The sequence below is a fragment of the Rhodococcus sp. P4_F3_2 genome (assembly GCF_056401335.1).
Window position 1 is genome coordinate 467135 of record NZ_JBFUJN010000001.1, and the last position, 12784, is coordinate 479918.

Annotated in this window: 17 protein-coding genes; 9 read left to right on the plus strand and 8 right to left on the minus strand. The window is 61.2% G+C overall.

Features of this window, described 5'->3' with window-relative positions:
• Positions 1 to 47: 47 nt before the first annotated feature.
• The gene (locus tag AC1DWA_RS02260; RefSeq protein ID WP_019744984.1) at positions 48 to 875 is read left to right on the plus strand and encodes a crotonase/enoyl-CoA hydratase family protein; all 828 of its coding nucleotides are present in this window, start codon (positions 48 to 50) and stop codon (positions 873 to 875) included.
• Positions 872 to 2410, plus strand: a complete 1539-nt coding sequence (locus tag AC1DWA_RS02265; protein ID WP_021332179.1) for an AMP-binding protein — start codon at positions 872 to 874, stop codon at positions 2408 to 2410. Before AC1DWA_RS02260 ends, AC1DWA_RS02265 begins: the two co-directional genes overlap by 4 nt.
• On the opposite strand, the gene AC1DWA_RS02270 is transcribed toward AC1DWA_RS02265, so the two are convergent.
• The gene (locus AC1DWA_RS02270) at positions 2403 to 3035 is read right to left on the minus strand and encodes an alpha-ketoglutarate-dependent dioxygenase AlkB (protein WP_151531549.1); all 633 of its coding nucleotides are present in this window, start codon (positions 3033 to 3035) and stop codon (positions 2403 to 2405) included. The genes AC1DWA_RS02265 and AC1DWA_RS02270 overlap by 8 nt on opposite strands.
• Positions 3036 to 3182: 147 nt before the next feature.
• On the opposite strand from AC1DWA_RS02270, the gene AC1DWA_RS02275 reads away from it, so the two are divergent.
• Positions 3183 to 3599, plus strand: coding sequence for a DUF7144 family membrane protein (locus AC1DWA_RS02275; RefSeq protein WP_003940106.1), 417 nt, complete (start codon positions 3183 to 3185; stop codon positions 3597 to 3599).
• Between the two features lie 44 nt (positions 3600 to 3643).
• Here the strand turns inward: AC1DWA_RS02275 and AC1DWA_RS02280 are convergent, their stop codons facing one another.
• Positions 3644 to 3871 (minus strand): hypothetical protein, encoded by a 228-nt coding sequence (locus tag AC1DWA_RS02280; RefSeq protein WP_477916456.1) that lies wholly within the window; start codon positions 3869 to 3871, stop codon positions 3644 to 3646.
• 246 nt (positions 3872 to 4117) lie between these two features.
• Between AC1DWA_RS02280 and AC1DWA_RS02285 the strand changes: the two genes are divergently transcribed.
• Positions 4118 to 4909 carry a MerR family transcriptional regulator gene (locus tag AC1DWA_RS02285; protein WP_197941788.1) on the plus strand — a complete coding sequence of 264 codons (792 nt, stop codon included), beginning with the start codon at positions 4118 to 4120 and terminating at the stop codon, positions 4907 to 4909.
• A gap of 83 nt (positions 4910 to 4992) precedes the next feature.
• On the plus strand, positions 4993 to 5454 hold the full coding sequence (locus tag AC1DWA_RS02290) for a hypothetical protein (RefSeq protein WP_020970521.1): 462 nt from the start codon (positions 4993 to 4995) through the stop codon (positions 5452 to 5454).
• Positions 5455 to 5478: 24 nt separating this feature from the next.
• Here the strand turns inward: AC1DWA_RS02290 and AC1DWA_RS02295 are convergent, their stop codons facing one another.
• The 4 genes from AC1DWA_RS02295 to AC1DWA_RS02310 form a co-directional block, all read right to left on the minus strand.
• On the minus strand, positions 5479 to 5880 hold the full coding sequence (locus AC1DWA_RS02295; RefSeq protein WP_197941789.1) for a hypothetical protein: 402 nt from the start codon (positions 5878 to 5880) through the stop codon (positions 5479 to 5481).
• A 126-nt stretch (positions 5881 to 6006) separates the two neighbouring features.
• Positions 6007 to 7140 carry a Nickel transporter NicT gene (gene nicT / locus AC1DWA_RS02300; protein ID WP_477846827.1) on the minus strand — a complete coding sequence of 378 codons (1134 nt, stop codon included), beginning with the start codon at positions 7138 to 7140 and terminating at the stop codon, positions 6007 to 6009.
• A gap of 140 nt (positions 7141 to 7280) precedes the next feature.
• On the minus strand, positions 7281 to 7610 hold the full coding sequence (locus tag AC1DWA_RS02305; RefSeq protein WP_070385591.1) for a branched-chain amino acid transporter permease: 330 nt from the start codon (positions 7608 to 7610) through the stop codon (positions 7281 to 7283).
• On the minus strand, positions 7603 to 8340 hold the full coding sequence (locus AC1DWA_RS02310) for an AzlC family ABC transporter permease (protein ID WP_020970518.1): 738 nt from the start codon (positions 8338 to 8340) through the stop codon (positions 7603 to 7605). The genes AC1DWA_RS02305 and AC1DWA_RS02310 overlap by 8 nt, the downstream gene beginning before the upstream one ends.
• A gap of 79 nt (positions 8341 to 8419) precedes the next feature.
• Here AC1DWA_RS02310 and AC1DWA_RS02315 point away from each other — a divergent pair, with 79 nt between their 5' ends.
• Positions 8420 to 8860 (plus strand): Lrp/AsnC family transcriptional regulator, encoded by a 441-nt coding sequence (locus AC1DWA_RS02315; RefSeq protein ID WP_020970517.1) that lies wholly within the window; start codon positions 8420 to 8422, stop codon positions 8858 to 8860.
• 57 nt (positions 8861 to 8917) lie between these two features.
• Positions 8918 to 9343: a VOC family protein gene (locus AC1DWA_RS02320; RefSeq protein ID WP_003940409.1), complete on the plus strand. Its 426-nt coding sequence runs from the start codon at positions 8918 to 8920 to the stop codon at positions 9341 to 9343.
• Here AC1DWA_RS02320 and AC1DWA_RS02325 read toward each other — a convergent pair.
• Both AC1DWA_RS02325 and AC1DWA_RS02330 read right to left on the minus strand, forming a co-directional pair.
• Complete coding sequence (locus tag AC1DWA_RS02325; RefSeq protein ID WP_019744973.1) at positions 9340 to 10350, minus strand: AraC family transcriptional regulator; 1011 nt, start codon at positions 10348 to 10350, stop codon at positions 9340 to 9342. The two genes, AC1DWA_RS02320 and AC1DWA_RS02325, sit on opposite strands and share 4 nt — an antisense overlap.
• Entirely contained in the window at positions 10347 to 11537 is a 1191-nt protein-coding gene (locus AC1DWA_RS02330) for a pyridoxal phosphate-dependent aminotransferase (RefSeq protein WP_477846828.1), read from the minus strand. The genes AC1DWA_RS02325 and AC1DWA_RS02330 overlap by 4 nt, the downstream gene beginning before the upstream one ends.
• Positions 11538 to 11672: 135 nt before the next feature.
• Here AC1DWA_RS02330 and AC1DWA_RS02335 point away from each other — a divergent pair, with 135 nt between their 5' ends.
• Together AC1DWA_RS02335 and AC1DWA_RS02340 are read left to right on the plus strand one after the other, a co-directional pair.
• A complete protein-coding gene (locus AC1DWA_RS02335; RefSeq protein WP_477846829.1) occupies positions 11673 to 12239 on the plus strand; it encodes a carboxymuconolactone decarboxylase family protein in 567 nt (188 codons plus the stop codon).
• A gap of 137 nt (positions 12240 to 12376) precedes the next feature.
• Positions 12377 to 12772, plus strand: coding sequence for a TOBE domain-containing protein (locus AC1DWA_RS02340; protein WP_020908827.1), 396 nt, complete (start codon positions 12377 to 12379; stop codon positions 12770 to 12772).
• Positions 12773 to 12784 lie beyond the last annotated feature (12 nt).

Below are 12784 nucleotides of genomic sequence, written 5' to 3' on the forward strand. Positions count from 1 at the left end.
CATGGTGGGTACCGGGAAACCTTATCCGCGAGCAGTGAGGAAATATCGTGACCGACTCCGATCGACCAGGTGGCGATGTCTATGTGGAGCGTGACGGTGGCGTCACCGTCATCGTGATGAATCGCCCTGATCGCAAGAATGCGGTGGACGGGCCGATGGCGGCGCAGTTGCGTGATGCCTTCCTGGAGTTCGAATCGGACGAGAGTCAGAAGGTGGCGATTCTGTGGGGCGCGGGCGGCACATTTTGTGCCGGTGCGGATTTGACCGCAGTCTCCGACCCCGCCCGCGTGCACGAGTTGCATCCGGAAGGCGGCGGCACCGGCCCGATGGGGCCGAGTCGGTTGGTGTTGTCCAAACCGTTGATCGCCGCCGTCAGCGGATACGCGGTTGCAGGAGGGCTCGAGCTTTCATTGCTCGCGGACCTGAGGATCTGCGAGGAGGATTCCGTCTTCGGAGTCTTCTGCCGGCGCTGGGGAGTTCCTCTCATCGATGGTGGGACCGTGCGACTGCCGCGAATCGTCGGGCAGGGGCGAGCGCTCGACATGATCTTGACCGGTCGCCCGGTCGACGCTCCGGAGGCGCTGGCCTTCGGACTGGCCAATCGTGTTGTTCCAGTGGGGCAGTCACTCCAGGCAGCCAAGGAGCTTGCGCACCAGTTGTCCGCTTTCCCTCAACTCTGCATGCTCGCGGATCGCGCGTCGGCCTACCGATCTTTTGATCTACCACTTGCCGAAGCACTGCGGGCCGAGGGCGTCGCGGGAAATCCCATTGTCATCGCTGAAGGTGTGCGCGGCGCTGCTGCGTTCGCCGCGGGCGCCGGCCGGCACGGCCGGTTCGAGAACAACCCGAATTCGAACGAGGAAACTGAACCATGATGCCCATAACCAGAGACCTGATCGCCCGTGGTGCGCGACAGCACGGATCGCGAACAGCCGTCGTTTTCGGCGATCGATCGATGACGTTCACGGAAGTGGACGAACTCAGCAGCCGATTGGCGCACACATTCATCGCCCTCGGTATCGGGCGTGGTGCACGGGTTGCATTGCTGGTCAACAACTCTCTTGCCAGCGTCCCCGTCGATTTTGCCTGTGTCAAAGCCGGCATCAACAGGGTTCCGCTCAACTCGCGTCTCTCGCTCGACGAGCACGCGAGAATGCTCGAGGACACCGACACCTCGCACGTCGTCTTCGGTAGTGACCTCGCCGACCGCGCCGCTGAACTGTCCGCCAGGTTCCCCGAACGTACGTTCATCGGGCTGGAAACAGGTTCGGCGCGGCAGCGTTCGCTGCTCGACCAAGCACAGAGCATGCCTTCGGACACACCGGACGTCGAGTTAGCTCCCGACGATGTGATCCTGACGCTGTTCACCTCCGGGACCACGGGAACATTGAAGGCCGCGCAGCACACTCAGCGCAGCTACGCCGGCATCTGCCGCAATGTTCTGCTCAATCTGCTTCCGGCGACTCAGGACGACACGATGCTGCACGCGGCATCACTGATTCATGCCAGCGGTGTCTTCGTGCTTCCGTTCTGGCTGCGTGGCGGCAAGACCGTCATCCTTCCCGGATTCGACCCGTCGACCTTCTTGGACTCGATAACCGAGCATCGGGCTACGGCAATCAATCTGGTGCCGACGATGATTCAGATGCTCCTCGAACGCCCTGATTTTGCGAGCGCAGACATCTCGAGTCTGAAATCCGTGATCTACGGTGCGTCGCCGATGCCGCTGGCCACCATCGAACGTGCAATGCAGGCGTGGGGGCAACACCGTTTTCTCCAGTACTACGGGCAGACCGAGGCACCGCTGTGTATCGCAGTCCTACGGCCCGAGGATCACACGGAAGATCGCCTGCTGTCCTGTGGTCAGCCCGCCATCGACGTCGAGATCAGGCTGCTCGACGGCGAGGGAAACGAAGTGCCCCAGGGAGAACCGGGTGAAATCGTGATCCGCTCGCCATCGGCGATCGCCGGATACTTCAATGCACCGGAACTGAATGCGGACACCTTCACCGAAGACGGCTGGGTTCACACCCGTGACATCGGTCAGTTCGACGCCGAAGGATTCTTGTTCTTGAAGGACCGAGCTTCGGACATGATCATCAGCGGCGGATACAACGTCTACCCCCGTGAAGTCGAGGATGCACTCCTGACGCATCCGTCTGTCCGTGAGGTCGCCGTGGTGGGTACCGCCGACGCCAAGTGGGTGGAGGCGGTCACGGCTGTGGTGGTACTCGAGGACGGGACCGTCGAAAACGACGCACTGCAAGCATCATTGGTCGCGCACGTCGGCGAACGACTGGCGTCGTACAAGAAACCGCGTCGGGTTGTTTTCGCAGAATCCATACCGAAGACGGCCGTCGGCAAGCTCAATCGAAAGGCGCTGCGAGACGAACTCCGCGACGCTATCTAACTCCGCGAGTGCGGAATTGAACGCTGATTCTCGGCCCGAGGGCCCGCGCACTCTTCGGGACACAGTGTTCCCACGTGCGTTGGCAGGATCCGCCCATGACGAGTAGATCTCCGTGTCCGAGATTGAAGCGGATGGATTCGCCGCCCCCACGAGGGCGCAATAGGAGCGGGCGAGCCGCACCGAGAGACAGGATGGCCACCATCGTGTCCTCGGTGCGACTTCGTCCCGTGTCGTCCCCGTGCCAGGCAACGCTGTCGGAACCGTCGCGATAGAAACACAGACCCGACGTGGCGAATGGTTCACCGAGTTCGTCGAAGTAGTGACTGCTCAGCGCGTCTTTGGCTTCGGTGAGAAGCGCGTCCGGCAGTGGTTGATTCTCTGCGTAGAAACACACCAGACGAGGGACGTCGACAACGCGGTCGTACATCTGACGCCGTTCGGAACGCCACGGCACCGTAGCCTCCAGATTGTCGAACACGGCCTCCGATCCGGTCAGCCAGGCCGGGCGATGGTCGACCCATGCGCCGGCGGTGAGAATACGTCGCTGCACCGTGCCGTCGAGATCGGCCAAAGAAACGCCGAGCTCACCGTTGTCGAACAGAGACGGTTGCATCGTGGCGGTCATAGGCTCCACCGTACACCGAAATCGAACATATGTTCCCATGAATTTTGATTGCAGTGCTGGACGGCTGTTCATCCTTGCTGGGTGATGTCCGTCGGCGTGAACCTTTGAATACTGTTCTCACGCTATTTCGCCGAAGAAGGGGACGTCATGACTGCTCCGCACCAATCTCATGCGAACCATCCTGTCCGACAGGGCTTTGCCATCGGGACCACGGTGGCGGCAGCCTGCCTGCTCTTCGTCGCGGGAATCGTCGCGTTGCTCCAGGGCATCGCGGCTCTCGCAGACAACGACCTGCTGATCGTCGGAGTCAACTACACCTTCGAATTCGATGTCACGACATGGGGTTGGATCCACATCGTGCTCGGAATCATCGGCATCGCGGTGTCGCTGGGATTGTTCGTCGGCATGACGTGGGCCCGCGGCATGGCCTTCGTGATCGCGGCGCTCTCGATCGTGGCGAATTTCCTGTGGATGCCGTACTACCCGCTGTGGTCGATCGTGATCATCGCCCTCGACGTCGCCGTGATCTGGGCCGTCGCGACCTGGCGACCTGACGAGGTGTGATCCTCTGACCGAAGTGAGTGGTTCACCTGCGACAGGTGAACCACTCACTGCCGTTTCGGTGACTCGCGATCCTGGTTCTCGCGCGGACGCATGTCCTTCGTCGATCGGTGTGGGAAGCCGTGGATCATCGAGCAAGAGATCCAGCAGATCACCACCGTTGCGATTCCGAGTCCGATCGACACGAATGGTTCCTGCGTGGCCAGCCAGACGCTCAGTCCGATTGCCGTCCCGACGATCAGAATCAGGATGGTGTCGAGTCGTGTCGTTTGCATCGAAATCATCGCCTGGCACAGATTGTTTTMGGCGGCCCGCTGGTTTTGGCGGCCCGCCACCCGGCGAGTGACAGCCGGGGGCAGACCTTGCGCGGCTGACCCCTCGCTCTGGAAATCGCCGCCGCAAGTGATCAATACCCGCGAAATTCGTCTGCGAAACTATTGGCAGGCAGAACAGGACCTTAGGCCTCAAGGCCGGCATGCCGGCCTTGACTATGACGTAGCGTCATAGTTGATGCTGTTCGTATGCGAATCAGCGACGTGGCCAGTGCGGCAGGCACCACTCCGCGGACCGTTCGGCACTATCACCGACTGGGGCTGCTGGCCGAGCCGAGACGACTGTCCAACGGTTACAGAACTTACGAACTTCCCGATCTGGTCAGGCTGATGCGCATTCGTTGGCTCTCCGCCGCCGGCATTCCACTCGGATCCATTGCCGCGATGATCGAACCGAAGCCGATCGATGCACGAGAACCGGACGACTTCGCCGAAGATCTTTCCTCCGTGATCGCGGAGATAGACCGGAAACAGCGCGTCCTCGCAGACCAGCGAGTGCGCCTCCAGGAAATGCTCTCGGCGCGAGGCGCCGGCCGGGTGGTCTCGCCGCTTCCGGTGGAGTTGCTGTCTGCGTTCGACGAGTTGATCGCGTCGTCCCCGACGGATTCGGTTCGGCGTCTGTTCGAGCGTGAACGCGACATGTGGGAATTGGTGGCGATCTCGGGAGCAGCGCCACACGAACTGTTCTCCACGGCTGCGCGATTGCTGTCCGACGAGGGCGACCGGAAGAGAATTGTCGATCTGTACCGTCGTTTCGCCGCTCTGTCTGGGCGCGAGGTAGCCGAGGTTGCAGACGAGATCGCGTACTTGTCGGACGAACTGGAGGAATCACTGGACGGGGTGCTCGGCGATGTGTACTCAGACGGAGACTCCGCAGGTGTGGGATTCTCGGTTGGGATCGCGGACCTGGTGCCCGATCCAGCGCAACGTGAAGTGGTCGCGCGCGTCTCAACACGTCTCATGTCAGGCGGTACAGAGTGATCCGATCACTGTGGTTGCTCTCGACGGGTCGGAGAGACGGAGGTTCCAGTGATACAGCGACTTTCGGCTACGCGAGGGGGACAATGTCGATACCGGTGGCATTTGTTGCGGCGAGTGTGATCGAGGCCGTAGCGATTCACTTCCTGGTGCCGTGGCAGTGGCTTCGCGTCGTGCTGCTCGTTGCAACGGTGTTGTCGCTGATTGCGATTGGCGGTTGGCTTGCCGGACGCGTCGTGCACCCGCACCTCGTCTCGGCTCGAACGGTAGTGTTTCGATCCGGCACGGGCATTCGAGTCGAGGTGGACCGATCACGGATTTCGCGGGCGAGCATGGTCCGAAGGTTCGGTGAGACAGCAAATGTGATTGTCGACGATCGCTTGGTTCTGCCGGGGCCCGACGGCACTGTCGTGGACATAGACTTCGATCGGCCGCTCTCGGTCACGCTCCCGAAACGGCTCTCGAAGGCCAGTCCCACCACGATCGGTGGGCTGCGGTTGCATGTCGATCAACCCGGCGAGTTCTGTGCTGCATTGGGGCCGAACTGAATTCGCAACGATCGTTGGATCCGGTCAGTGCGGAGACCTCGGTGGAAGACCTTCACGGAACGGATCGACAACCAGCCATTGCACCGTGCCACCGACATTCCATAGTGCACCGGGGTTGTCGAGCGAGGCCGCGTACGTTGCCGCAGCTTGGTCGCCGGCGATCTCACCGCTCTCGCCCGACGGCGGGTTGGGCTCGAGGAATTCGGAGGGGTGCGGCCCTGGCCATGCAGGCACGTCGAACGGGGAAATGCTGGTGTCGATGAAGCCAGGTCGATGCACGGTCACCCGGTCGGGAACTTGCTTGGTTTCCGTCGCCACGGCGATGCCTGGTCCTTCGGCAGCTTCGCCGTCGCCGCTACCGCAGCCTGCCACTGCAAGAACAAGTCCCGTGATTGCCGCACCCACTACCGCATGACGTATCCGCACCGTTTCTCCTAGCCGGGGCTGACCCCGTTCGAACTCCACTATTGCATCTCGCCAACTCCGCGGGATGCGTCTTCCGATAAATGTGGGAAACGCACTGAATGTGCGTAGAAGACTCGGATTGCCAAACTATGCAGCGGTCGATCGAGGTGCGGCGGCAACGGATTGTGCCTGCCACCGTTCTTCGATGCGGCCGTACCGCCACACGAGGAGGGCGATCATCCATGTGACGACGAAGAGTCCGACGATGATGAAGCCCATCGCGCCGAGATCCAAGTTCCCGATGGCGCCGAGAATCCCGTCGTGGATGTCGAGTTTGTCGGTGAAGATCGAGATGATTTCCTGGGTCCCGATCAGCAGTGCCACTGCCACCGAGAGTCCGGTGATCACCATGTTGTAGTAGATCTTTCGTACCGGCTGGGCAAATGCCCAACCGTAAGCGAAGTTCATGAACGATCCGTCGATCGAGTCGAACAGAGACATCCCGGCGCAGAAGAGTATCGGTAGAACGAGGATCGAATACCACGGGAGCCCTGTCGCTGCCGCGCCGCCGGCGATCACCAACAGTCCCACTTCGGTGACGGTGTCGAATCCCAGTCCGAACAGTAGGCCGACCGGGTACATGTGCCAGGGCTTGCGAACCATCTTCATCACCGGGCCCAGGATCTTGTTGAGGGCGCCGCGGCTGTCGAGTTCCTTCTCGAGTTGCTCCTCGTCGAAGGTTCCGGCCTTGTACTTCGTGTACACCCGATGAATCCCGATGAGAGAGAAAAGATTCAGGAGGCCGATCAAGATCAGGAACGTTCCGGAAATGGTGGTGCCGAACAAGCCGGTCCACTTTTCCAGATCGGAGTTGTCGTCGGAAAGGCTGGTGGCAAGTTGCCGCACACCCAACGCCAGAAGTGCGACGAGAACAAAGACGATGGTGGAGTGCCCGAGTGAAAACCAGAAACCGACGGACATCGGTTTCTTGCCGTCCGCCACCAACTTCCGAGTGGTGTTGTCGATGGCGGCGATGTGATCGGCGTCGAAAGCATGGCGCATGCCGAGCGTGTACGCCGTGACACCGAGTCCGATGCCGAAGACACTGCCTTCGATCGTGTAGTGGCCGGGGACAACCAGACCGAGAAGAACTGCCCACCCGACGACGTTGAGTGCAACGACGGTGACGGTCATTCCGATGATGCTTCGACGCTGGCCTCGATCCAGACTGTGCCAAGCGCCGGCGATTCGGGTGCCCGTCGTGGTCATTGTCGTGGACATCGAACCTCACCGATCTTTCAGTCGCGGCCGGCGGCCACCCTACTGAAATCGTATAAGTGTTCAACTGTTCAGATAAGCGCCTGGAGGTTACAAATCACCCATCCGGGAGTAAAGCTGCTTTGCTCCCGGATGGGAATTGCTCAGGCAAACACGGTATTGACCAGCGCAACGTAGATCGTCGTTCCGACAACGATGCTCAGGACGGCATTCTTTCGCCACAGGTGCGCGACGATCGTGGCACACACTGCAATCAGTTCGGGGAGGCCGTGAGACGGGGCGGTGATCGACACCCCTTTGAGTGAATACATCACGAGGATCAGCATGACGCCCGCCGGCATGTAGATGCCGAGGTAGCCGACCAGGGCGGAGGAGCGCAGCGGCATGAGCGCGGCGAAGGGGATTGCGCGCAGCGCGAAGGTGACCACGGCCATGACTGCGACCGCCGCAAAGATGTACGAGGTGTCAGGCATCGATCTTCGCCTTTCGTGAGTCGTAGACAAAGCGGCCGATCAGGAAGAGCACGAAGGCGCCCATTGCAATTGGCAGCATGTGATCCGGGGCTGCGAGCCGGGCGACCAGAGCGCAGGTGACCGCAGCGACCGGCACCGCGAATCCGTTTTGTGCGCGAATTGCCTCGATCGAGAGGACGACGAACAGTGCGGTCAGAGCGAAGTCGAGACCGACTATCGAATCTGGAATCCACTGTCCTGCCGTCGCGCCCAGGATCGCGCCACCGATCCAGTAGCCGTGGAGGTACAGCTGGGAGTAGACGATGACGCGTCCGGTGAGTGCCTTGGGATCGGCAGTTACCGACATCGCATAGGCCTCGTCGGTCAGCGCGAACATGCTGTAGAAGCGAGCGAATGGGTTGCGAATCTTTTCCAGCGGAAAACTCAAGGCGTAGAACACATGTCGAAAGTTGACCAGCAGTGCGGTCAGAGCGACGTACGGCAGTGGTGTCATGGCCGCGACCATTCCGACGGCGAGAAACTCCAGCGATCCGGCGTAGATCAGCGAGGTGAAAGCGACTGCCCACCAAGGGTTGAGGCCCTGTTGGACCACAAGAACGCCCAGGGCTATCCCGAGTGGGAGCAGGCCGAATCCGACCGGCAGCGACAGTTGGAAGGCATGCCGCCACGCCGGGGTTCGCGGCGAGAGTTCGACGGCAGGCGCGGCCGTCGACGATGCTGGTTCGATCACGACGCAAATCTATAACAAAGATCGAGGTGATCGATTGCTCAGAATGCCCACATATTGAACAGTGCGCAATAATAGTGCGATGGATGCCATGGATGACGCAATTTTGTTTCACCTCCGTCAGGACTCGAGTCTGACGAACACGGAATTGGCGGATCTGGTGGGTCTGACACCGTCCCCTTGCCTGCGCCGCGTGAAAAAGCTCGAAGCCGACGGAATCATCACCGGGTACCGCGCGATCGTCAGTCAGGAAGCGCTTGGCCGAGGATTTCAAGTGATCGTCACCGCCGAGATCGGAGTCAACGACCAGGCGACCATCGAGGACTTCGAATCCCAGGTCGCCGCCTTCGACGAAGTGATCGAATGTCGGCGGTTGTTCGGAATTCCCGACTACTTCATTCGGGTCGCGGTGAAAGATCTCGCGACGTACGAGAACTTCATGGTCACCAAGCTCAGCGGGCTTCCGGCTGTCTCGCGGGTGACATCGCTGATCACCATGAAGACCATCAAGAGTGTCGACTGATGCCCGGGCTCGGCTGAACCTTCACTAGGTGTCGGTGGTCGGCGTTAACGTCGGAACATGGGATACGAATTTCAAGTCACAGTAGATTCGGCACACCCGCACGAACAGGCGAAGTGGTGGGCCGCAGCACTCGGGTGGGCAGCGGAGCCCAGCGACGAAGACTTCATCAGGGGCCTCGTCGCTGCTGGTCACGCCAAGGAATCTGACACCACGACCTTCGAGGGAGTTCTCGTCTGGCGCGAAGGTGCAGCCATCAGCGATCCGGAGCATCCCGAACGTCCCCGCGTTCTGTTCCAACTGGTTCCGGAATCGAAGACGGTGAAGAACCGGCTCCATTTCGACATACGAGTGGGCGACAAGCGCGAGGATGTCGCAGCGCACCTCGAGACGGTGGGGGCGACGATCCTGCACCGGGGAGCGCAGGGGCCGAGCGTGTGGATCACGATGACCGATCCCGAAGGAAACGAGTTCTGCGTCAGCTAGCGGTACGAACTCGGAGTGTCGCCGGTCCATCGTTTGAAGGCCCGACGGAACGCGCTGGGCTCGGAGAACCCCAATCGCGCCGAGAGTACTTCGACGGATTCTCCGCGCCGCAAACCAGCGATGGCTACGTCGCGGAGCACTTCCTCGCGTAGTTGATTCAGTGATGTTCCGTCACGCCGCAGCAGTCGACGCAGATGGGGAACGCTGATCGAGAGCATCTCGGCGATCTCCTCGGCCGTGGAGGTTCGCCCCTTCACCCCGAGTTCCAGGACCCGTCGCACCTGCGCCGACGCAGTGCTGTCGTAATCGCGTTCGGACATGAGCTGAATCGGAGATTCTCGGAGGTACTCCTCCAACGTCTCCTCGGTTTGGATGATCGGTGCGCGCATGGCCGAGTTGTCGAACTCCAGTGCCGCTCGCTGCGCGCCGAAGGTGACCGGCGCTCCGAAGATGTAGTCGTAGTCCTGCGCCAACCGCGCATCCGGTGCCGAGTACGGAAATTCGACTGCCCGAAGTCGGACGCGCTTTCCGATCAACCACGCGGAAAATCGGTGCAGCAAGATCAGGACAAAATCGGTTGTGACACGTTCTGCGACATCAGGTTCGGCGACGCCTTCGCGAGCGCGGACTGCGAAGCTCACCCGCGTGCTTTCCTCGCCCTTTTCGATCGCCAGTGGGGCCAGAGCCGGTAGCGCACGGATCACGTCGGACATTCGAGCGAACGCTGATCCGAGGTCAGGGCAATGGATCAACGTCAGGCAGATCAATCGGAAAGTGCCACGGGGGACCGGGGCGGATCCGAGGCCGAACAATTCGTCGTCGGTGATCTGCCAGGTGGTTTGAATGAAGGTGGTGACCTGAGTTGGGGTCAGCCGCGCGCGAGCGTCCGACAATGTCTCCAGGTCGATCCCAGCAGCTCGCAGTGCACCAGACAAATCGACGTCGTTGTCCGGCGAGAACGCGAGGTAGCGGTGGACGAATGCGGTCGGGATGGTCCGCGCTGTCATGGGTGCGCTGTTTCTTGGAGCAGGTGGAGACGGCGTGCAGCTTCGGAAAGAATGTGGTCCTGCTTGCAGAAGGCGAAGCGCACCAGGTGCTTCCAATCGTCGCGGTTGTCCGCGAACACGTCGACCGGTACGGCCGCGACGCCGATACGCTCGGGCAGTGCGCGACAGAAATCTCCCGCGTCGGTTTCACCCAACGGTCTGATGTCGGCAAGGAGGAAGTACGTGCCGCCGCCGGAATGCACCGTGAAACCGGCCTCGGTCAGAGCTTTTCCGAGTACGTCCCGTTTGCCCTGCAAGCTCTGTCGAAGTTCGACGACCCACGGCTGTTCGTTGGTCAGCGCGTAGGCAACGGCCGGTTGGAATGGTGCACCGGCAACAAATGACATGAACTGCTTGGCGGCACGGACTCCGTCGATGAGTTCTCGGGGGCCGATCGCCCAGCCGGTCTTCCAGCCGGTGACATTGAAAGTCTTTGCGGCACTGGACACAGTGACGGTGCGCTCACGCATGCCCGGGAGCGACGCCATCGGTGTGTGGGTGAGGCCGTCGAAGACCAAGTGCTCGTAGACCTCGTCACTCAACACGATCAGGTCGCGTTCGCACGCGAGTTCGGCGATCGCTCGAAGTTCATGATCGGTGAATACGGTGCCGGTGGGGTTGTGAGGACTGTTGACGATCAGCATCTTCGTCTTGGCGGTGATCGCGCCGCGCAATGCATCGAGATCGACCGCGAATCCGTCTCCCGCGGCGACCAGCGGAACAGTCCGACGCACAGCGCCTGCCAATGCGACGGATGCAGCGTAGGAGTCGTAGTACGGCTCGATCAGCACTACTTCTTCGCCGGGTTCGACCAGTCCGAGAATTGCAGCACTGATCGCCTCGGTGGCGCCGACGGTGACCAGAACTTCGAAGTCGGGATCACTGTCGAGTCCGTAGCGGATGCGCCGATCCTCCGCGATGGCCTGACGCAAGACGGGCATGCCCGGACCGGGCGGGTATTGATTGACGCCCTCGGCGATGGCTCGGCGCGCTACTTCGAGCATGGCCGCAGGACCGTCGGTATCCGGAAAGCCCTGACCGAGGTTGACCGCGTCGTGAAGTGTGGCCAACGCTGTCATCTCGGCGAAGATCGTGGATGCGAACGGCTGCAGACGCGAGACGGTGCGGTTGCGGGGCGTCGAAGGCATCTTTGCAGCTTAGTCGGCTGACACCGCATCCTCACATCCGCTCGGACGCGGTGCTTGTCACGTTTGATTCGCCGCCATCGTCCAACTCTGTAGAGAGCATCGAATCCGGTGCCCCAGAACATACGGAGGCTTGCCATGACTCGCATTCCCGCAGTGACACCGTCGGAAGCCAGTCCGTTGATCAAAGTGGCATACAAATTCGCCGCCAGGCAGTACGACGAAGTCCCCGAGCCCTTTGCCGTCCTGGCCAACCATCGGAAATTGTTCGTCGCGGCTGCCCGTCACGAGTTGGCCGTGCAGAAGGCGTCGAAGGTGCTGCCGTCGAACATTCGTGAACTGGCCGTCTATCGCGTCGCCTGGACTGTCGGCTGCTCGTGGTGTGTCGACTTCGGGACGATGCTCTCGCGCTTGGACGGTTTGGACATCGACAAGCTGAAAGGGATCGCGAATTACCGGGATTCACCGAAGTACAGCGAGGACGAGCGGGCCGCGATCGCCTACGCCGATGCCATGACCGGTGACCCGCACGGGGAGAACGGGGTGACGGACGAGCAGGTCGCGGATCTCGAGCGCAGGTTCGGGCGAGCGGGCGTCGTGGAACTGACCTATCAGATCGGGCTCGAAAACATGCGCGCCCGGATGTATTCGGCGTTGGGGATCACCGAGCAAGGGTTCAGCACCGACTCCTGCCGCGTGCCCTAGGCCGAAGAATGATGCGCTGACTCGTCTACGGCAACTATCGACAATGCTCCGCAGATACGTGATCATGATTGACTAGTTCACGCATCTGCGGAGTATTTCGGCTTGTTAGGTCCGCACTTGCGACCTACGATCACCTGGTGCCCAACATTCGAATCCGCGAAGCTGCCGGTCTGCTCGGTGTCAGTGACGACACCGTTCGACGGTGGGTCGACGGTGGGCTTCTCACCGCGAGGACGGACGACTCCGGCCGCAAGGTCATCGACGGTGCCGAGTTGGCGGGCTTCGCCCGGTCCAACGCCGGACCCGCACCGGCCGATCCGCTCGCGGGTGCGAGTTCGGCCCGCAACCGGTTCGCCGGCCTCGTCACCAAGGTCGTCACCGACAAGGTGATGGCCCAGGTCGAAATGCAGTGTGGGCCCTTCACTGTCGTCTCGTTGATGAGTACCGACGCGGTTCGGGAGCTCGGACTCGAGGTCGGGAGTATCGGAGTCGCAATCGTGAAGGCCACCACGGTCATCGTGGAAACGCCGTAGTTCTGAACATAC

Excerpts from the sequence above, each read along its gene's own strand:
- AC1DWA_RS02285 (WP_197941788.1), top strand. The coding sequence starts at position 4,118 with ATGCGAATCAGCGACGTGGCCAGTGCGGCAGGCACCACTCCGCGGACC.
- AC1DWA_RS02325 (WP_019744973.1), bottom strand. The coding sequence starts at position 10,350 with ATGACAGCGCGGACCATCCCGACCGCATTCGTCCACCGCTACCTCGCG.
- AC1DWA_RS02330 (WP_477846828.1), bottom strand. The coding sequence starts at position 11,537 with ATGCCTTCGACGCCCCGCAACCGCACCGTCTCGCGTCTGCAGCCGTTC.
- AC1DWA_RS02320 (WP_003940409.1), top strand. The coding sequence starts at position 8,918 with ATGGGATACGAATTTCAAGTCACAGTAGATTCGGCACACCCGCACGAA.
- AC1DWA_RS02315 (WP_020970517.1), top strand. The coding sequence starts at position 8,420 with ATGGATGCCATGGATGACGCAATTTTGTTTCACCTCCGTCAGGACTCG.
- AC1DWA_RS02305 (WP_070385591.1), bottom strand. The coding sequence starts at position 7,610 with ATGCCTGACACCTCGTACATCTTTGCGGCGGTCGCAGTCATGGCCGTG.
- AC1DWA_RS02265 (WP_021332179.1), top strand. The coding sequence starts at position 872 with ATGATGCCCATAACCAGAGACCTGATCGCCCGTGGTGCGCGACAGCAC.
- AC1DWA_RS02335 (WP_477846829.1), top strand. The coding sequence starts at position 11,673 with ATGACTCGCATTCCCGCAGTGACACCGTCGGAAGCCAGTCCGTTGATC.
- nicT (WP_477846827.1), bottom strand. The coding sequence starts at position 7,140 with ATGTCCACGACAATGACCACGACGGGCACCCGAATCGCCGGCGCTTGG.
- AC1DWA_RS02290 (WP_020970521.1), top strand. The coding sequence starts at position 4,993 with ATGTCGATACCGGTGGCATTTGTTGCGGCGAGTGTGATCGAGGCCGTA.
- AC1DWA_RS02280 (WP_477916456.1), bottom strand. The coding sequence starts at position 3,871 with ATGCAAACGACACGACTCGACACCATCCTGATTCTGATCGTCGGGACG.
- AC1DWA_RS02275 (WP_003940106.1), top strand. The coding sequence starts at position 3,183 with ATGACTGCTCCGCACCAATCTCATGCGAACCATCCTGTCCGACAGGGC.
- AC1DWA_RS02270 (WP_151531549.1), bottom strand. The coding sequence starts at position 3,035 with ATGACCGCCACGATGCAACCGTCTCTGTTCGACAACGGTGAGCTCGGC.